The organism is Shewanella sp. 10N.286.48.B5, from assembly GCF_002874355.2.
GTDB lineage: Bacteria > Pseudomonadota > Gammaproteobacteria > Enterobacterales > Shewanellaceae > Shewanella.
The window spans coordinates 1,432,871-1,452,298 of record NZ_MCVG02000001.1 but is presented as its reverse complement, the minus strand read 5'-3'; the positions used below and the strand labels follow the sequence as shown (position 1 = coordinate 1,452,298).

17 protein-coding genes are annotated in these 19,428 nt (G+C 40.4%); 3 read left to right on the top strand and 14 right to left on the bottom strand.

Translation table 11 applies throughout. The features are described from left to right. Positions 1 to 26: 26 nt before the first annotated feature. Together BCU57_RS06275 and pssA are read right to left on the bottom strand one after the other, a co-directional pair. Positions 27 to 797, bottom strand: coding sequence for a tRNA-uridine aminocarboxypropyltransferase (locus BCU57_RS06275; RefSeq protein WP_102439847.1), 771 nt, complete (start codon positions 795 to 797; stop codon positions 27 to 29). Positions 798 to 874: 77 nt separating this feature from the next. Beyond that, entirely contained in the window at positions 875 to 2,188 is a 1,314-nt protein-coding gene (pssA, locus tag BCU57_RS06270; RefSeq protein ID WP_102439833.1) for a CDP-diacylglycerol--serine O-phosphatidyltransferase, read from the bottom strand. Between the two features lie 460 nt (positions 2,189 to 2,648). Between pssA and dacB the strand changes: the two genes are divergently transcribed. After that, positions 2,649 to 4,100 carry a D-alanyl-D-alanine carboxypeptidase/D-alanyl-D-alanine-endopeptidase gene (gene dacB / locus BCU57_RS06265; protein ID WP_102439832.1) on the top strand — a complete coding sequence of 484 codons (1,452 nt, stop codon included), beginning with the start codon at positions 2,649 to 2,651 and terminating at the stop codon, positions 4,098 to 4,100. 66 nt (positions 4,101 to 4,166) lie between these two features. On the opposite strand, the gene BCU57_RS06260 is transcribed toward dacB, so the two are convergent. From BCU57_RS06260 to aroA, 11 genes are all read right to left on the bottom strand, one after another. Further along, on the bottom strand, positions 4,167 to 5,924 hold the full coding sequence (locus tag BCU57_RS06260) for an acyl-CoA dehydrogenase C-terminal domain-containing protein (protein WP_102439831.1): 1,758 nt from the start codon (positions 5,922 to 5,924) through the stop codon (positions 4,167 to 4,169). Between the two features lie 215 nt (positions 5,925 to 6,139). Continuing rightward, on the bottom strand, positions 6,140 to 6,940 hold the full coding sequence (locus BCU57_RS06255) for a CLCA_X family protein (RefSeq protein ID WP_102439830.1): 801 nt from the start codon (positions 6,938 to 6,940) through the stop codon (positions 6,140 to 6,142). Positions 6,941 to 7,052: 112 nt separating this feature from the next. Then, positions 7,053 to 7,604 carry a DUF2058 domain-containing protein gene (locus tag BCU57_RS06250; RefSeq protein WP_102439829.1) on the bottom strand — a complete coding sequence of 184 codons (552 nt, stop codon included), beginning with the start codon at positions 7,602 to 7,604 and terminating at the stop codon, positions 7,053 to 7,055. A 27-nt stretch (positions 7,605 to 7,631) separates the two neighbouring features. Then, positions 7,632 to 8,435, bottom strand: a complete 804-nt coding sequence (locus tag BCU57_RS06245) for an SDR family oxidoreductase (RefSeq protein ID WP_102439828.1) — start codon at positions 8,433 to 8,435, stop codon at positions 7,632 to 7,634. Between the two features lie 86 nt (positions 8,436 to 8,521). Next, complete coding sequence (gene pyrF / locus BCU57_RS06240) at positions 8,522 to 9,217, bottom strand: orotidine-5'-phosphate decarboxylase (protein WP_102439827.1); 696 nt, start codon at positions 9,215 to 9,217, stop codon at positions 8,522 to 8,524. Between the two features lie 27 nt (positions 9,218 to 9,244). Beyond that, entirely contained in the window at positions 9,245 to 10,405 is a 1,161-nt protein-coding gene (lapB, locus tag BCU57_RS06235; protein ID WP_102439826.1) for a lipopolysaccharide assembly protein LapB, read from the bottom strand. A gap of 1 nt (position 10,406) precedes the next feature. Next, the gene (locus BCU57_RS06230; protein WP_102439825.1) at positions 10,407 to 10,706 is read right to left on the bottom strand and encodes a LapA family protein; all 300 of its coding nucleotides are present in this window, start codon (positions 10,704 to 10,706) and stop codon (positions 10,407 to 10,409) included. Positions 10,707 to 10,828: 122 nt separating this feature from the next. Beyond that, a complete protein-coding gene (ihfB, locus tag BCU57_RS06225) occupies positions 10,829 to 11,116 on the bottom strand; it encodes an integration host factor subunit beta (protein WP_076536501.1) in 288 nt (95 codons plus the stop codon). Between the two features lie 72 nt (positions 11,117 to 11,188). Beyond that, the gene (rpsA, locus tag BCU57_RS06220; protein WP_277869102.1) at positions 11,189 to 12,877 is read right to left on the bottom strand and encodes a 30S ribosomal protein S1; all 1,689 of its coding nucleotides are present in this window, start codon (positions 12,875 to 12,877) and stop codon (positions 11,189 to 11,191) included. Between the two features lie 92 nt (positions 12,878 to 12,969). Beyond that, positions 12,970 to 13,647, bottom strand: coding sequence for a (d)CMP kinase (cmk, locus tag BCU57_RS06215; RefSeq protein ID WP_102439823.1), 678 nt, complete (start codon positions 13,645 to 13,647; stop codon positions 12,970 to 12,972). A gap of 175 nt (positions 13,648 to 13,822) precedes the next feature. After that, positions 13,823 to 15,103, bottom strand: coding sequence for a 3-phosphoshikimate 1-carboxyvinyltransferase (aroA, locus tag BCU57_RS06210; RefSeq protein WP_102439822.1), 1,281 nt, complete (start codon positions 15,101 to 15,103; stop codon positions 13,823 to 13,825). A gap of 423 nt (positions 15,104 to 15,526) precedes the next feature. On the opposite strand from aroA, the gene BCU57_RS06205 reads away from it, so the two are divergent. Beyond that, a complete protein-coding gene (locus tag BCU57_RS06205) occupies positions 15,527 to 16,717 on the top strand; it encodes an amino acid aminotransferase (RefSeq protein ID WP_102439821.1) in 1,191 nt (396 codons plus the stop codon). Positions 16,718 to 16,826: 109 nt separating this feature from the next. Here BCU57_RS06205 and serC read toward each other — a convergent pair whose 3' ends face one another. After that, positions 16,827 to 17,918 carry a 3-phosphoserine/phosphohydroxythreonine transaminase gene (serC, locus tag BCU57_RS06200; RefSeq protein ID WP_102439820.1) on the bottom strand — a complete coding sequence of 364 codons (1,092 nt, stop codon included), beginning with the start codon at positions 17,916 to 17,918 and terminating at the stop codon, positions 16,827 to 16,829. Positions 17,919 to 18,229: 311 nt separating this feature from the next. Here serC and BCU57_RS06195 point away from each other — a divergent pair, with 311 nt between their 5' ends. Then, positions 18,230 to 19,375 carry a serine hydrolase domain-containing protein gene (locus BCU57_RS06195; RefSeq protein WP_102439819.1) on the top strand — a complete coding sequence of 382 codons (1,146 nt, stop codon included), beginning with the start codon at positions 18,230 to 18,232 and terminating at the stop codon, positions 19,373 to 19,375. Positions 19,376 to 19,428 lie beyond the last annotated feature (53 nt).

Here is a 19,428-nt window from a genome sequence, read left to right as displayed (position 1 = left end):
GCTGCTTTTATGATGGTATTTAAACGCTATTTAGCCGCTGCGTTTAGCATTGCTTGTTCAAACTGCTGAATATAACTTTCAATCGGAATGATATCTTCTTTTAAACGACGATTTCTACCCAGTAACGACGACTCAACAAATAAATTAAACCACGAGCTCAATGCTTTGGAGTTTAATGGCTCGTCGATGGCTTCAAGAGCCAGAGCTGCCACTTCAGCAGTTGATAGCTGAAAATCATGGCTGCCTTTTCTTAATTCGTAATTAGCTAAGGTTTCAGGACTAAAAGAAAACAATGGCAATCTATGTAAATAAGGGCTTTTACGAAACATTTTGATCGCTTGACGCCAGCTACCATCTAATAAAATTAACAGCGGTATTTTACCAGTGGCGGCATTGTCACATTGACTAGGATGACTAACCACCATTTGCCCTTCTTGGGCATACTGCTCAGGAAATATCAGCATTGGCTGATATTTGGGGTCGTTGATCGCTTCAATCATTTGTTTATTGGGCTCAGTACGAGACCATAAATAAGCGCTAGTATTAGGGACTAAATCAGCAATTAAACGGCCACTGTTGGTTGGCTTTAGCACTTCATCATCATACATGACTAGCATGAAGTGGGCTTCAGTATTGATATATTGTCTATGTTGACAGGTACAGAAAATTTCTCCTAATAAACACCACTGGCAGCGAATGAGTTTTTTCCCTCTGGCAGCAAATGGTTTAGTTGAAATAGATTTTCGGTATTGATACAAACGATGAACTGCGTGTTGCTGCTCAGGAGGTAACGCCAACATGGGATTATTCTCGGTTACACGTTATAGTTTATAACGTTCAAAAAAATTCATCACCCAATTGGGTGATGAAGTTACTATAGAATTCTTTTTAGTAAAAGGTCAGCTTTTAAGCGCTTTATCCTGGTCATAATCTTTTTCACAGGAGCCGGATACTTTTGCACGGTTTCAATTTGACTATAATGGAACAGTTTTTCGGTATGCTGCAGAATAAATTCTTGTTCCGCCTCAAAACTTTGCTTCCACACACCACTGTCATCATGCAATAACAAACCATTTTCTAAATCCAACGCCCACGCTCTTGGGTTTAAATTAGAACCAGTGATGAGATGCTTTTTGCCATCAGCACTAATCCCTTTTAAATGATAACTATTGATACCGTCTTTCCATAAGTGGATCCGTAACTGACCGTTTTCAATCGCCCATTGCTGACGTTTTACAAACTTACGTAAGGTTTGTTCGTACATGTAAGGCAATGCACCAATGGTAGAAAAATCTTTCTCTGGTGGGATATAAAAATCATTGGCGGTTTTATCACCCACCACGATATCAATACTCTTTCCATTACGTAAATGACGCGTCAACGCTCTCACTAAAGAGTTTGGTGGGTTAAAATACGGCGTACAGATAAACAGTGACTCGGTTGATTCATCAACCAATTTTATCACCACTTCGTTTAACTTATTCTTCTTGCGGCCTAAGCCTACAAGCGGCGTAACACGATTGCCAATACGGGTACTTTCAAACTGATAATCTGAACGTGATAAGCGAGTTTTAAAGGTGCGCATGTCATTTTTATCAGGGCATTTTTCGTCGCTGCTGTCTTGAGTCAACGGACAAACAGCCGGATCGCTAATTAGATGTTGCTCAATGAACTCACCCATACTGCGAGCAAGCTCAGCAGATTCCAGTACATGATAACGATCAAAACGGTACTTATCGTTTTGTTTAAAGTAAATGTTATTAATGCTAGCGCCGCTGAATATTACTGCATCATCAATGATGAAGCCTTTAAGGTGTAATACCCCTAAAAACTCGCGAGACTTAACTGGTACACCTAAGATGTCAAAAGGTGCCTTCGCAGCAGCCATGGCTTTGCGGTACATGATGTAATTACCACTATCACCTTTATGGCCAATTAGGCCACGCCTAGCTCTATGGTAGTCCACTAGGACAACTATTTTTAACTCTGGGTTAGCAGCTTTAGCTGCAAGTAACGCCTCAAGAACTTCTCGGCCCGCTTCATCATCTTCTAAATAAAGCGCAGCAATATATATCGCATTCGTAGCATTCGCGATGCGAGTTAACAATTCTTGTTTAAATTGAACCGGGGTTAATAACCACTTTAACGATTCATTTTGTAATGCGATACCACCAAGCTTATCCAGCAAGGCAACCTCCTTGAACTTAAACAGTTAAATGCTATTAACGTCGATATAAATTGACTAGGTAAGTATTTATCGTTTGTTTCTAATTTTGAATAATAAATACTGTCACTTAAAATTTATACTTTGTCATCGTTTTAACTGAATAACAAAAAATATTAGGAGATAGAAATTACCGACTTAGCGGCTTATGAGCAAGGCTTTTCTGATGTTATAGCCCTATTTGATGGGTTTATGAGGCTCAAGTGAACGATTTTGGATCAAACTTTTAAAGTGATTGTTAAGGCCTGTAGAAAAAACAACCTACGCTATCTTGTTTGAATAAATAAAAATCAATTATGTTGAGCAAAAAACAAACACAAAAACTGACGCTAAGGTCTAACATCAATTTTTATCGCTTCATCACTGTAATAATCCGTTAGATCACGTATTTTAGAGAGACTCAAACTTTTACTACTGGCTAGTTATGTATTTACTAATACGTATATTAATTGTTTCTTTATTTAGCTTACCTGTGTGGGCCGATGAATACTTAGCCAATGTGATGCAACATATTGCGCCTCCTCAATCACAACTGGCTATAAACATATGGGATATTGAAAAAAAAAGCAGTGTTTACAGCATTAATGAGCAGACATTAATGCAACCCGCGAGCATCCAAAAGCTACTTACTGCCGTTGCAGCTACAAAGCAATTAGGTACTGATTTTTATTATGAAACCCAAGTATATATTGATGGAGTTGTAGTACAGCAGCAACTCAATGGTGATGTGTATATTAAATTTAGTGGTGATCCTAGCTTTACTCGTGAACAACTAAAACAACTACTCACCACACTTAAAACTAATGATATACAACATATAAATGGCAATGTGATCTTAGTATCACCGACCAGTGAAAGTCTTAGAGCACCTGGCTGGGTATGGGATGACCTCGGTATTTGTTACGCAGCGCCAGTGTCCGATTTTATTATTGATAAAAACTGTGTCAGAGCAAGCCTAAGTCCACTAGCAGATAACGCATCTGAAATCATAATAGATGCACAATACCCAGTTGAAATCAGCACCAAGGCGGTTTTTAAACCTAATATAGACGTTACTCAAGCTAAGGCGCAATTTTGCGAGTTACACATGCAACGCTTTGACGGCAATCACTATCGAATTTCAGGTTGTTACCCAGGCAATCAAACTATAAGTTTAGCCGTTGCTGTTAATGATCCGTCTCGCTATGCCAAAGATGTGATCAAAGCCATACTCAATGACAAGCAAGTCAATTACGCTAATTTGATCATAAGTAAGCAAAGCATCCCGCCTAGCGCGCAGTTGTTAGCCACGCATCAGTCTGAAAAGTTACCCAAATTATTAAAGATCATGCTGGAAAAGTCAGATAATTTAATTGCCGATAGCTTATTAAAAAAAATTGGCCAAGATTTTTACCGGCAAACGTTTAACAGCGATAACATAGAGGGTCTTGATATTAACGGCTTTACTATGGGCGCTAAAGCATTACAATCGATTTTAATCGAATTGAACTTACCATTTAATGATGCCAATCTCGTTGATGGCTCAGGCTTGTCTCGTTATAACTTACTGACTTCAGCACAAATGTTATCTGTGCTGCAACTCATCGACAGCGATACACGTTTTCAATACCTAACTGAGTTTTTACCTATATCTGGTAAAAGCGGCACCTTAAAGTACCAACAACATTTCAATAAACCGCCTTTGAAAGCGGCAATATCAGCAAAAACAGGCACCATGCTAGGGGTTGAAAACTTAGCGGGATTTATTCAGGCAAAAAATGGTAAACACTATGCCTTTGTGATTATAGAAAATGGACTCACTCCTGATGCAAAACAAACAAGACTAGCCCCTTTTAGCGCGCTATTACTGCGAAGATTATATGATTTACAGCCATAAAAAAGCGCATTGTAAACTATGCGCTTTAACTCTCTTTCTCAAGCTGAAAATTGAACCAATTGGTGTTTAAAATAACTCTGCTGGCATAGCCATTATTGCATCATCACCTTGACTGACTTGAGCAATATGAAAATCTGCTTTTGGCAAAATTTTATCCATATAGAATTTAGCCACATAACGCTTTTGCTCACTAAAGCTGCTGTCATCATGACCAACTGCACGCTCTGCCATGAGTAATGAGTAATAGCCATATAGGATATAACCAAAGGCATCTAAGAAATCTACCGCACTGGCGTTGATTAATGCTGCTTGAGTAAGCTTGTTGTCATTGATGTAGTTTGCTAATGTCAGCAAATTATCAAAGCGTGATCTGATAGCTTTTCTGTCAGCTTCAGAAACATGCTCAAAGCCCGCTAAATCAGCATTGATATCTGCCACAAACGCATTCAAAGTAGCAAGGTTATCACCAGTGACTTTACGGCCTAAGAAATCAATTGCTTGGATACCGTTCGTACCTTCATAAATTTGTGCAATACGGGTATCACGCACAAACTGCTCAATACCAGTTTCACGAATATAACCATGCCCACCAAATACTTGTTGCGCCATGATAGTGGCGTCTAATCCGCGGTCAGTTAGAAATGCTTTTGAAACCGGTGTCAGTAAGCCCACATACTTGGCTGCTTTTGCCTGAACATCACCTTCAGCATGCTTTGCTAAATCCAATTGTTTACCGGTAAATACTGATAACGCACGGCCAGCATCGGTAACCGACTTGATGGTTAATAACATGCGGCGCACATCGCCATGAACAATAATGGGGTCAGCCGCACTGCCTGTTGGCGAACCACCTGCTGCAATACCTTGCACACGTTCTTTAGCATAATCAGCAGCCATCTGATAAGCGCCTTGAGCACTACCAAGGCCTTGGATACCAATAGCTAAACGTTCGTAGTTCATCATGGTAAACATGCAAACCAGGCCGCGATCAGGACGTCCAACGAGGAAGCCTTTGGCACCATCATAGTTCATTACACACGTCGCTGATGCTTTTAAGCCCATTTTGTGTTCAATAGAGCCGACCGTCACACCATTAGCCCCACCTAAGCTACCATCATCGTTAACCGTGATTTTTGGTACTAGAAATAATGAAATACCTTTAGAGTTAGGAAGTTTCGCTAACACTAAGTGGATAACGTTTTCAGTAAGATCATGGTCACCACCTGTGATGAAAATTTTGCTACCAGTAATCGAGTAACTACCATCATCTTGTGGTTCGGCTTTGGTGCGAATATTGCGTAAATCAGAACCTGCTTGCGGCTCTGTCATGTCCATGGCACCAGACCACTGACCTGAATACAAGTTAGGTAAATATTTAGCTTTTAATTCATCTGTCGCGTGTGCATTAATACACAGCGCAGCACCAGCAGTTAATGAGCTATACAGGGTAAATGAGTTACATGCGCTGTAATTCATTTCATCAACCAAAACACCTAACATTTTTGGCATTCCCATGCCACCAAAATCAGGTTCGCCACATAAACCTACCCAACCGCCTTCTGAAAACTGCTGGTAAACTTCTTTAAAGCCATCTGGTGTGATGACCTTATCATCTTGGTGCCTAACCCCTTGCTCATCACCACTTCTATTTATAGGATGAATCAAATCACGACTAATCTTGCTTGCTTCATCTAAAATAGCAACAGCAGTGTCCATATCAACCATCTCAGCGATATTTGGCATCGACTGCCAAGTATTCGTCGCATCGAATACGTTTTCTAACAAAAACTGCATGTCCTTTAAAGGGGCTTGGTAAGGGTTCATAGAATGCTCTTAAACAGATAATTAAAACAGTTGTTTCAATTTATACAAAAACCGCACTAAATACAAGATGAATCTAGTATTGTTATTGATTAATTTCTAGTGATAGAACAAACATAAAAGCATATTAAATACTGATAAATAAGTAACTTAGTATAAAGAACGCCTACAAAGAGTACAATTTATAGGCAAAGATTTGGGTCTTATAAATAAGCGATTTAATTATTAAGCTTGCGCTCAAAGGCTGCGCCTAATAAAGCAAAATAATCGATCATCGCTGAGAATATTTGCGATCTGTGCTGCGCTGCTGGATACATCAATTGTGTCGCCAAATCCTTTTTTAATGTACCAGAGACTAAGTAATTGTTTTGTATATCACTACAAGCTTCAATCGCCGATTCAAATGCCCGTGCCATCAGTTCTGTGGGCTTAGAAAAATAATAATAGCCTTGCTGCTTATCAAGTTTGATTGCATTAGTGACATACTCACTGGGCTGTTCGCCATCATCAGACAACAACACCACTTTAAACAAAGCAGATAAATTGTCATTAAGCTTATGAGACTTTAATAGTGAATCATTTAGCCACAAGTCACTGGCGCATTGATATTTTTTAAATGAAAACCGGGGTGATACATCAAAAGCCTTATCGACAATATAATGATCAAATGCATGCCAAAACTCATGGGCTAAAGCCCCCGCGCCCGCATTTTTAGCAAGAGCTAACTCGCGAGTTAGCGGAGAATAATGGGCCTGCACACCTTTTTGACCACCACGACCGAATAACAAATTTAGCGTTTTACGAAGGCCAATAAGCTCTGTGGGTACTTGCAGTATTTGCGATAAATCTGCCATTGAATCAAATACTAAATTAGCGGCAAGATCAGATTCTTCTTTGGTTACCCATTTACCCACACTGATATGATTGAGGCCAAAACACTGTTTGATATCAATAAAATTAGCTTGTTCACCAGAGCGGTAATCGGCTCCATTTCGAAAATAGCGGGCTGTTTTTAACAAACATCACCTCAAAATTTATTCTACAGCTATGTAAATATCTGCAATAAAAAATGCCTCTTCATGAGGCATTTATTTCTGTTTTATCCCAAGCATTAGCTTGGGTTAAAAAACCTTACCACATTAAATCATCAGGAATAGCGTAATCAGCATAAGGATCGTTTTCTTCACTGGCCTGTTCAACTTGATTATCAGCAGATTCTTGCCATAAATACCCACACCACTCAGGTACCAACAAGTTAACTCGTTCAGCAAGTTTATGGGGCACAATATAACTTTTGTCTTCAAAACGCACGATACCAACAACACCCGTTTGTAATTGGCCTTGTAGTTTTTCATCCACATAAACAGATAAAATTTTATTCTCAACTGTAAAGTTAAATTTTATCTCGCCGCCTGCAGGTGCTTTAATCGCAAACTTAGTAAATTCAGTGATTAAACCACGTACCTGACCTTTTTCTGACGCTTCAGCAAAGCGCTGCTCGTTTAAGGCTTTGTCCTTCGCTGCTTGTTCAAGTTTTTGCTGGGCAATTTGTTGCTTTAACGCTGCACTGCCATCATCTATTTTCGCTTTCTTTTGTTTACGCTTTTGTGTTTTCACATCGCGCGCTTTTTGCTTACTGGCAAGTCCTGCTTTTAGCAGCTGCTCTTGTAATGCGTTTGCCATTTAAATCACCTATAAAAATTGTTCATATTACTGTGGTAAATGTTTTGCTAATGCATCCATTGCAGCGCCTGCGCCACCTAAAGACCAACCGCCATCGACGGGCAAAATGGTGCCTGTGATGTAGCTGGCCATGTCAGAAGCTAAAAATAACGCTGCATTGGCAATATCTTGTTTTTGACCATTGCGCTTTAATGGCACACTGTCTGCTATCATTGATTTTAAAGCTTTACTGGGCGCTAAGCGATCAAAACCTTCTGTCTCTTCGATTGGGCCAGGTACAATCGAGTTTACCCGTATCCCTTCAACGCCCCACTCCATTGCTAAAGTGCGAGTTAACATATCAACGCCGGCTTTAGCAGCGCATACGTGCACTTGCAAAGCCATTGGCACGTAAGCCTGAGGTGCAGAGATTTGTATCACGCTCGCATTGCCTTTAGTCAACAAAGGGTAAGCTTGCTTAATGACTTGAAAGCTACCTAATAAATCAATATCCATCACTGATTTAAAACCATTAACGGAGAGATCTTTTGCCCTTGAAGGGAAATTACCCGCAGCGCCGCTGATGAGTATATCAATAGTGTTATATTGATCAGCGATGCTATTGAAACCAGATGCAACTGCGTCTGAATCTCTGACATCAAAACTGACCCCAATATGCTTACCTTTGGGATTGGTTTGTTGCAGTAAAGCTAGCGCAGTATTTACTTTATCCATGTTACGACTGGCAACAGCCACATTGGCCCCCACTTTAGCAAAAGCACACGCTATACCTAAATTGATACCACTGGTGCCACCTACAACAACGACATTCTTTCCTTGATAATTAAACATTTTATGCTCCTGCATGTGTGTTATTAATCAGTTTAAAAGTTGCGCTGCTATAGGCTAGTGCTGGCGAAAATGTTCGCTATTAACTGCTATTTAAGCGAGTTAACGATTGCCTGTAACGACGCTAATGGATCTGTCGCTTTAGTAATGGGTCTACCGATTACTAAATAATCTGAACCAGCCGCAATTGCTTTTGGTGGCGTCATAACACGGTGCTGATCACCAACATCAGCGCCAACGGGGCGAATGCCGGGAGTGACTAAATTAAAGTCTCCGCCAAATGTTTGTTTTAGCATAGTTGCTTCTTGAGCTGAGCACACTACACCATCTAGGCCTGCTTGCTGTGTTAACGCTGCTAGGCGTTTAACATGTTCTGAAGCTGGCACATTGATCCCTAATAGCGCGAGGTCTTCATCACTCATAGAAGTCAGCACTGTCACGGCGATTAATAATGGCGCATCTTTACCATAATTCCCTAATGCCGTTTTAGCAGCTTGCATCATGGCTAAACCGCCGCTTGCATGGACATTGGTCATCCAAACACCGAGATCGGCAGCTGCTGATACCGCTTTAGCCACAGTGTTAGGGATATCATGGAATTTTAAATCAAGAAATAAATCAAAATCACGGTCATGGATATCTTTAACCAGTTGTGGGCCGAATAAAGTAAACATCTCTTTGCCTACTTTTAAACGACACATAGTAGGATCAAGTTTATCGATTAAAGCAAGCGCCTCATTTTTATTGTCATAATCTAAGGCCACTACAATCGGTTTATCTGCCATGTTCACTCCAGTAATATAAAAAATCAGTTATTCGCCATCTAGCCCTTTTACGCGTTTTATACTTCCCCACTCTTTACATGATGGACAATGCCAGTAAAGGCTGTGTGCAGGGAAACCGCATGAGCTACAACGATAACTAGGACGAAATTTAATTTGTTGTTCTACTAACTTTTCAAGCATTGAAAGACTTTGTTTCGCTTGGCCATCTTCAGCTTGCTTGATATGCAATTGCATTAAATGTTGGAAACCTTTCATTGTTGGATGTCGATACAAATGATCGAGCACCATTTTTTCGGCATTTTCACTAAAGCCTTGCTGAATTTTATGCTGAGCTAACGCAATAATTACTGACGCGCTAGCGCCTTCTTGTAAAGCTTGCTGAAGCAAGGTTTGGTAACCTTCAAGATCGTTACTGTCGCGGTAGACTTGCTTAGCAATACCAATGGCATCAGCAAATAACTCTATATCGGCAAGTTTTAACTCGACTAAGCTTTTTTTACATAGGCTTACTTGGTTAGCATCAAGATATATCTTCGCTAGCGTTAACCAAGCACGGCCACATTTATCATCTAATTTAATGGCTTGTTGGAGATATTTGATTTTTTCAGCGTTTCCAGATTCTTCATCAGCGAGTTGACAATAAAAATGAGCGGTTACATGTTTTAAAACTTGCTGGCGTTTGCGACTTAGGCGTTTAGTAATATTAATGGCGTTTTGCCATTCTTTAGTGACTTGATAAATTGATATTAATGCAGTTTCAGCTTCTTCGCTGTGATAATCTTGACTAACAAGATTAATAAAGATTTCTTCAGCTCTATCGTAAAAGCCGGCGGCTAAATAGTCTTTACCTAACTCCATCATGGCAATATCGCGTTGCTCTGTGGTCAGGCTTGGTCTAGCGATGAGGTTTTGATGTATTCTAATGGAGCGGTCTACTTCACCGCGCTTTCTAAATAATGAACCTAAAGATAAATGGGTATCTATGGTTTCATCGTCAACATCTAGCATGGTAATGAACAAATCAACCGCTTTATCTGATTCATTAGACAACAAAAAATTAAGCCCTGTAAAATAATCACGGCTTAGTTTTTTACTTTGTTGTTTTTGATTCTGTCTTATACTTCTTCGACCCATATACCAGCCATAGCCGGCCGCGATAGGTAATAACAGAAAGAGGATTTCAAGCATATTACGCTACAGTATCCTGTGACATTGGTTGAGATTGTTGTTCTAACAGTTGCTCTGTTAATTGGGCAATTTGCTTTTTGTTTTTTCTTAATATGATTTTGAATTTTAAAATATAATAAGCAGCAAATAACCAGCTTATGACAAAACCACTGAAAAAAACAACAGCGAGTACGACGGGTAAACGATACTGACCTTCTGCAATAAAATAACTTACAGTGACAATTTGTTCATTCTTAGCACCAAAAAGTAAAGCTAGGACAAAGAATAAACCAACAATAACAATGGCAATAAATGATTTCACGTGAGTCTCCATTCAACGTCGCAATATAATTGATTATCCAAGATATTTGCTAAAGTAACCAGCTTTGCAGTGCAATAGATACAAAAAAGCCTCCAAAAGGAGGCTTTTTAATCAAGCGTTAATTAAACATTAACCGCATCGACACGTTCACGCAGTTCTTTGCCTGGCTTAAAGTGCGGTACATATTTGCCTTCCAAGTCAACTGAGGTTCCAGTTTTTGGATTACGACCAACACGTGGTGCACGATAATGAAGAGAAAAACTACCAAAGCCACGGATTTCAATACGATCCCCGCCTTCTAATGTTGTTGCCATTTGCTCCAACATTTCTTTAATAGCACTTTCCACTTCTTTAGCCGACAACTGCGACTGCCCAGTGGCAAGCTTTTCGATCAGTTCGGATTTAGTCATCCTTTACCCTCTATAATCAAGCCAAAACAGTCGCCTAATGGGGAGCGAACTCCCCAAACAACAGGCGATATATTACTTACGAGCTGCCTTGAACGCTTCAGCCATTGCATTACTAATAACAGCATCTTCTTGCTTGTTAATAGTTGCCATAGCTTCTTTCTCATCTGCTTCATCTTTCGCTTTGATAGATAAGCTGATAGAACGATTCTTGCGATCTACGCCCATGAACTTAGATTCAACTTTGTCACCTACAGCGAATACTGTAGATGCGTCTTCGATACGCTCGCGAGAGATATCTGCAACGCGAAGGTAACCTTCAACAGTTTCAGCTAGTTCAATTGTAACGCCTTTAGCGTCAACAGCAGTAACTACACCATTTACAATAGTACCTTTCTTCTTATCTGCCAAGTAGGCATTGAAAGGATCGTCTTCAGTTTGCTTAACGCCTAAGCTGATACGCTCGCGCTCAGGGTCAACTGAAAGTACTACTGCATGGATTTCGTCGCCTTTCTTGTACTCAGAAACAGCGTCTTCGCCAGTTCCGTTCCAAGAAATGTCAGAAAGGTGAACAAGACCATCGATGCCACCGTCAAGACCAATGAAGATACCGAAGTCAGTGATAGACTTGATCTTACCAGAAACTTTATCGCCCTTGTTGAAACGAGTAGCGAAATCATCCCATGGATTAGTCTTACATTGCTTAAGACCTAGAGAAATACGACGACGTTCTTCATCGATGTCTAATACTAGAACTTCAACTTCATCACCTAAGTTAACAACTTTAGATGGGTGAATGTTCTTATTAGTCCAATCCATTTCAGAAACGTGAACAAGACCTTCAACGCCTTCTTCGATTTCAACGAAACAACCGTAGTCAGTTAGGTTAGTTACGCGACCAGTTAAGCGTGTGCTTTCTGGGTAGCGCTTGCTGATTTCTAACCATGGATCTTCGCCAAGTTGCTTAAGACCTAGTGATACGCGTGTACGCTCACGGTCATACTTAAGAACTTTAACGTTGATTTCGTCACCAACATTAACGATTTCAGATGGGTGCTTAACGCGCTTCCAAGCCATATCAGTGATATGTAGAAGACCGTCAACGCCACCTAAGTCTACGAATGCACCGTAGTCAGTAAGGTTCTTAACGATACCTTTAACTGCTTGACCTTCTTGAAGGTTCTCAAGAAGAGCATCACGCTCGGCACTGCTTTCTGATTCGATAACAGCACGACGTGAAACAACAACGTTGTTACGCTTCTGGTCAAGTTTGATAACTTTGAATTCTAATTCTTTGTACTCTAGGTGAGCAGTATCGCGAACTGGGCGAACGTCTACTAGAGAACCTGGTAAGAAGGCACGGATACCGTTTAATTCAACAGTGAAACCACCTTTAACTTTACCATTGATGATACCGATTACAGTTTCAGCATCTTCATACGCTTTTTCTAGAACAATCCAAGCTTCGTGACGCTTAGCTTTTTCACGAGATAATTGAGTTTCACCGAAACCGTCTTCAACAGAGTCAAGTGCAACATCAACTTCATCGCCAACAGCGATTTCTAAAACACCTTGAGCGTTTTTGAATTCGTCTGCAGAGATAGGGCTTTCAGACTTAAGACCAGCGTCAACAAGTACAGTACCGTTTTCGATGCGTACTACTACGCCACGTACGATAGAACCAGGACGGAACTCAAGTTCATTTAGGGATTGTTCAAATAGATCAGCAAAAGATTCAGTCATTTTATGATTACTTTCTTTTATAAACCACCATCCATCCTAGATGTGGAGTCAATTAATTGATTTACATCTTCCGTGATATAAATGTTGTTTGATAAATTCTCAGAATTAAGAAATTACCTTAAGTTTTTATTGATGTGTTCAAGCACAAGCTCAAGCACTTCATTAATACCTATGCCACTAGTATCAATAACTAGCGCGTCATCTGCAGGCACTAAAGGTGAGACAGAGCGATTAATATCGCGCTCATCACGCTCAATGATTTCAGATAAAAGGCGATCGATATTAACATCGAAGCCTTTGTCCTGCAACTGTTTATAGCGTCGCTGCGCCCTTTCCTCTGCGGATGCAGTTAGGAATATTTTTGCGGGTGCGTTAGGAAAAACCACTGTTCCCATGTCACGCCCATCGGCGACTAAACCCGGTTCAGTACAAAAAGCGCGTTGTCGTCTCAGTAATGCTTCTCTTACGCGAGGTAAAGCAGCGATTTTAGATGCTGCATTACCACATTCTTGAGTACGAATACTGGTTGAAACGTCTTCACCTTCTAAAATGACTTTTACAAGGTCACTGCCCGCTAAGAACTGCACGTCTAAATGAGAAGCAAGTAAGGTGATCGCCTCTTCATTTTCTAATTCAACATCGTGATGAATGGCTGCAAGGGCTAAAACACGATAGATAGCGCCGCTATCTAGTAAGTGCCATTCAAGTCGCTCAGCGACGAGTTGGCATATGGTCCCTTTTCCTGCACCGCTTGGTCCGTCGATTGTGACTACTGGAGCACGTTCAGACATAAATTCCTCCGAAAAAAACAATCTTCCATGAATATAAAAAGGTTCATCAAAATGAGCGGGCGGCATTGTACAACAATTTACAGCAAAATACTGGAGAAAATTTACGATATTCAATCAAGATCAAATGACGGCAGTATATTGACTGCCGTCATATTTAAGACTTAAACCAAGCGCTTTACTCACCGATACGTGCAAATTCAGTAAAATAGGCTGGGAAGGTTTTAGAGGTGCAATCTGGATCATTAATGGTAATACCGCAATCAGCAAAAGCCAGCATTGAAAAACACATCGCCATTCGGTGATCGTTGTAAGTGTCAATTGCTGCTGTATTCAAAACAGCTGGTGGCGTAACGGTAATATAGTCATGACCCTCGTCAACGGTTGCACCGACTTTACGTAATTCAGTGGCCATTGCTGCAAGACGATCGGTTTCTTTAATGCGCCAGTTGTAAATGTTTGTGATACGTGTGGTGCCTTCGGCAAATAATGCCGCAGTTGCAATGGTCATTGCCGCATCTGGAATGTGATTCATGTCTAAATCAACCGCGGTTAATTTTGCTTGGCGCGCGATAATAAAATCGTCGCCCCACTCGATGTCTGCGCCCATTTTTTCGAGTACATCAGCAAATTTAACATCGCCTTGAATACTGAGTTTACCGACACCGGTCACTTTGACTTCACCGCCTTGAATTGCGCCAGCAGCAAGAAAGTATGAAGCAGAGGATGCATCGCCTTCAACTAGCACTTTACCTGGGGAAACATATTTCTGACCTGTAGGTATTTCAAAACGGCGGTAGTCATGATTGATCACTTCAACACCAAAACGGGCCATTAGTGCTATAGTGATATCAATATATGGTTTAGACACTAACTCACCTTTAATGGTGATATTAACCGTGTCTTTGGTTAATGGCGCTACCATTAACAAAGCTGTGAGGAACTGACTGGATAAATCCCCCGCTATCTCAACATCACCGCCATTTAAACCATTGGCATTAATCGTCAGCGGTGGAAAACCATCATTTTTAAGATAGCTCACTTCAGCACCGAGTTGACGTAGTGCATCAACAAGATCGCCAATAGGACGCTCTTCCATACGTGGTTCGCCCGTTAAGGTGAACTCGCCACTGCCCAGTGTCAATGCCGCGCATAAAGGCCGCATTGCTGTCCCCGCATTACCTAAAAATAAGCTTTGCGCTTGTTCCGCCGTAATAGGCTTACCTAAGCCTTGTAGCTCACATACGGTGTTATTTTCAGATAATTGGTAATCAACGCCTAATTGCTTTAATGATGCCAACATATAGCGAATATCATCTGAATCAAGCAGATTTGTTAGCGTGGTTCTGCCTTCGGCTAAGGTTGCTAATAACAGCGCTCTATTCGAAATACTCTTAGAGCCAGGAATATTGACAACGCCATTTACTTTTTGGATCGGATCAAGACGCAATTGTTTCATTACAAGTTCTTCTTAAATGTCTTCTCCCTGCTACGGAAGAATAAATGTGTATGGGCTAAAGAGAAAATGACGTCTTTGTCAATTTATCTATACGAATTAGATGGTATAAACTTAATAAATTATTCTTGAATACAAATTTACTGATTGCAGCCAATGATTCAAGGGATAACTGAAATTAAATGACAGTTTTACGCTGAACTTGAATTATTTGCGTAAAAAAAGCGCAACTCGGCCATTTATATGACCCAAACAGCCAACTTCATTAAGCAAATAAATGACTTTTTTGGTAAAAGTGTAAACTTTAAACTAAGTAAAATCTTTATTTTAGGTAGTTTCTAGAAATAGCCATTTCAATCAGTATTTAAACCACGTTATGCTAAACAAAACCCTACTTTTATTTTTAATACTATAAGGTCAATGGCCATGTTTAACGCGTTAACTGCAATGCCTGCAGATCCCATTCTTGGTTTACTTACTCAGTACCGCCAAGACACTCACCCACAGAAGATTGACCTCGGGGTTGGTGTTTACAAAGACCCAATCGGCAATACGCCTATTCTTGATTGTGTAAAGACAGCAGAGCGACTGCGCACTGAGTCTGAAACGACTAAGGTTTATATTGGCCCTACTGGTTCTCCTCAGTTTAATACTTTGATGACAGAACTAGCATTTGGCGAAGCTCACAGTGCATTAATTGCTGACCGTATCCGAACGGTATCAACGCCTGGTGGCACAGGTGCCCTGCGCGTTGCTGCTGAATTTATTAAAAGCTGTAATCCTAATGCCATGTTATGGGTGAGCGATCCAACCTGGGCTAACCATACTGGCTTATTTGAAGCCGCTGGCATCACTGTAAAAACTTACCCATATTATGATTACGATGCGAAAACTCTAAAATTTGATGAAATGAAAGCGGCATTAAATAAGATCGGTAGTAACGATGTGGTACTACTACATGCATGTTGTCATAACCCAAGCGGCATGGATTTAACCAATGCCCAGTGGGATGAAGTCATCAGCATTACCGCTAAGCAAGGTTTTACCCCATTAATTGATATGGCATATCAAGGGTTTGGTGATGGCGTTGATGAAGATGCTTACGGCGTTCGTCAAATGGCCGCTCAAGTTGAAGAAATGATCTTATGTAGTTCATGTTCTAAAAACTTTGGTTTATACCGTGAACGAATTGGTGCTTGTAGCATTATGGCTAAAGATAGTACTAAGGCGAATATTGCTTTTTCTGTACTCTTGTATGTAGTGCGTTGTATTTACTCAATGCCGCCAGCTCATGGCGCTGCCCTTGTTGAAACCATTTTAGGTGACGCACAATTAAAGCAGCAATGGTTAGATGAGTTAACCGTTATGCGCAACCGCATTAATGGCAATCGACAAATGTTGGTCAACAAATTAATAGAACAAGGGGTTAAACAAGATTTCAGCTTTATTGCTAACCAAAAAGGCATGTTCTCTTTCTTAGGGATTAATGCTGAGCAAGTTGAAACCCTTAAAAAAGAACATAGCATTTATATGGTCGGCTCAAGCCGTATGAGTATTGCGGGTATAAGCGAAACAAATGTTGATTACCTTGCAAAATCAATCGCAATAATTCTTTAACTATCTGGTTGTAAGCCAATAATTGCGTTTAAAAAAGCGAATAATGACTGCTCATTATTCGCTTTTTATTCTGTAGAACTAAAGCTCAACAATGTAACTTGGTATCGCTTTAGCTATGCTGCTTAGCAAAAGCTTGCATAAAGTCAACCAGCGCCTGCACACCCGCTAACGGCATAGCATTGTAAATACTGGCACGCATGCCGCCTACTACTCTATGACCTTTTAAGGCGACCAAGCCTGCTTGCTCAGCTTGGGCTAAAAACTCACTATCTAAGCTACTATCGCTTAATTGGAATGTCACATTCATCCGTGAACGGTTTTGCTTACAAACACCGTTGGTATAAAACGGGTTGTTATCAATACAGTCATACAGCATTTGCGCTTTTTGCTGATTTAATGCTTCCATTGCAGCTACGCCGCCTACTGATGTTAACCAGTCAAACACTTCGGCAGCTAAGTACCAGGCGAACGTGGGTGGCGTATTGAACATCGAGTCATTGGCTTGTGCGATACGGTAATCCATAATCGATGACTGCGGCAAACTGGGTAGCTGCAACATATCATCTCTGACAATCACGATAGACAAGCCTGAAGGGCCGATATTTTTTTGAGCGCCAGCGTAAATCAAACCATACTTACTGACATCGATTTTTCGCGACATAATGGTTGAAGACAAATCAACCACGACTGGCCAAGGACACTCAATTTCATCAAAAATTTCGATGCCATCAACGGTTTCATTGGCGCAAAAGTGCAAATAACGATAATCGTCACTATGCGCGCTAAAGTCAGGCAGCACCACCTGATTTAAACCATCGATATTTTCAATGATATTGACTTGATCAATGTTGTTTTCACCAACCAGTTTTATCGCTTCTTTTACCGCAGCCGTTGACCATTGGCCATTAACTAAATACAAGGCTTTACCGTTGTCACCTAAGAAATTATTAACAACATTGGTAAATTGACCTCGTCCGCCGCCATGCATAAACAAAACGTGATAGTTTTTTGGAATATCCATCAAGGTACGTAAGGTTTTCTCGGCATGTTGGGTTAACGCCATAAACTCTTTACTACGATGACTAATTTCCATTACGGACACACCCAAGCCATTCCAGTTAATTAATTCTTGCTGCGCTTTTTGCATCACAGCTTGAGGTAACATGGCAGGTCCAGCACAGAAATTATAAATAGCGCTCACAGCATTGTCCTTATATCGTTTTTAGTTAACACATTCATAATGTATCGAATTCTCAGCAGTATATCGCAACTGTTTGGCAGCTAAAATGAAAATTAATCATCAATGCTGATTCTGTCGAGCTTTATTGCTAGTTAATGACAATAAACGACAACGCTATTTTAAAAACTAAGTGCTATTTATCACTAGTAAAGTGAGAAAAATTACACAACAATAGTCATACTAAAGCATTAGGTTATAGTCTCTTTGGAGATTGGCCTTGTGTCAGTGTTAACTAGAATAATAAATACCGTAACGCGGTCATGGATATTTACATGTTTTCAAAATCGGCTTTTATCGTAGGCACGCTTTCTTTAGCAATAAGCACTGTCCTTGTCAGTAAGCCAACACATGCTTCAATTTATAACGGCGTATCTGATAAATTTAAGCAAAAATTTCATCAGCAACTTAAAAATAACAAAGTCCCGGGCGGTGCGTTTGTTATTGTCGAAGGCGACAAGATTCTAAAGCTCAGTTATTACGGTAAACGCAGCAAAGGTAGCGCTTTAAATGTAAATGCCAATACGGTGTTTCGACTTGCATCTGTATCTAAAACCTTTGCAGGTACTCTGGCCAGTATGTTAGTCCAGGAAAATAAACTTGACTGGCAACAACCGATAAATGCTTATCTTCCAAGCTTTGTATTAGCTGATCCTAAAGCCAGTCAGAAAATTAACCTAGGCCATATTATCGGTCAAAGCACAGGCTTAATGCCAAATAGCTACGATAACTTAGTCAATGCCAATGTAAGCAAGGATAAAATTCTAAATAAGTTTTCAGAAATAACCCCAATGTGCAGACCTGGCGTTTGCTATAGCTACCAGAATGTAGCCTTTTCATTTATCGAATCTGCCATTGAGCAAAAAAGTGGCCTAAGCTACGAGAACTACATTGAAAAGCGCATCTTTAAGCCACTAGAGATGAATAACGCCTCAACAGGCTATACAGCATTTATGGCGGAAAAAAATCGCGCAGAGCCACACATTAAGACTAAATCAGGCTTTAAAAAAGTATCAGTAAAACCAAACTACTATGAACTGGCTCCAGCGGCAGGCGTCAATGCGAGCATTACTGATATGTCCAAGTGGTTAATCGCCAACTTAGGCGAGAAACCTGCTGTACTTTCAAGCGCTGTGATTAATGATGTGACGACGCCAGGCGTTAAAACAACCAAGGAGCTTCGCCGCCGAGATTGGCGTACCTACCTTGATAATGCTTATTACGGCAAAGGATGGCGGGTATATGAGTTTGAAGGCCGGCCATTAATTTATCACGCTGGTTGGGTAGCGGGTTATGTTGCTGAAATTTCCTATTCTCCCGAGCTGAATATCGGCATGGTAATGCTATTGAATGGTGAGTCGAGAGTTATTGCTAAATTGAGTTCTGCTTTTTGGCATGATGTATTTAAACAGCAAAACTAATTCGGACGTCATTATCATCTATAAATGACAAGCAATAAAAAAGGATGCCAATT

Bases quoted from the DNA above. Each gene is read 5' to 3' on its own strand.
- ihfB (WP_076536501.1), bottom strand. From the start codon at position 11,116: ATGACTAAATCCGAACTGATCGAAAAGCTTGCCACTGGGCAGTCGCAG.
- cmk (WP_102439823.1), bottom strand. From the start codon at position 13,647: ATGTCTGAACGTGCTCCAGTAGTCACAATCGACGGACCAAGCGGTGCA.
- BCU57_RS06245 (WP_102439828.1), bottom strand. From the start codon at position 8,435: ATGTTTAATTATCAAGGAAAGAATGTCGTTGTTGTAGGTGGCACCAGT.
- lapB (WP_102439826.1), bottom strand. From the start codon at position 10,405: ATGCTTGAAATCCTCTTTCTGTTATTACCTATCGCGGCCGGCTATGGC.
- aroA (WP_102439822.1), bottom strand. From the start codon at position 15,103: ATGAAACAATTGCGTCTTGATCCGATCCAAAAAGTAAATGGCGTTGTC.
- BCU57_RS06195 (WP_102439819.1), top strand. From the start codon at position 18,230: ATGTTTTCAAAATCGGCTTTTATCGTAGGCACGCTTTCTTTAGCAATA.
- BCU57_RS06205 (WP_102439821.1), top strand. From the start codon at position 15,527: ATGTTTAACGCGTTAACTGCAATGCCTGCAGATCCCATTCTTGGTTTA.
- pyrF (WP_102439827.1), bottom strand. From the start codon at position 9,217: ATGGCAGATAAACCGATTGTAGTGGCCTTAGATTATGACAATAAAAAT.
- BCU57_RS06260 (WP_102439831.1), bottom strand. From the start codon at position 5,924: ATGAACCCTTACCAAGCCCCTTTAAAGGACATGCAGTTTTTGTTAGAA.
- BCU57_RS06250 (WP_102439829.1), bottom strand. From the start codon at position 7,604: ATGGCAAACGCATTACAAGAGCAGCTGCTAAAAGCAGGACTTGCCAGT.
- dacB (WP_102439832.1), top strand. From the start codon at position 2,649: ATGTATTTACTAATACGTATATTAATTGTTTCTTTATTTAGCTTACCT.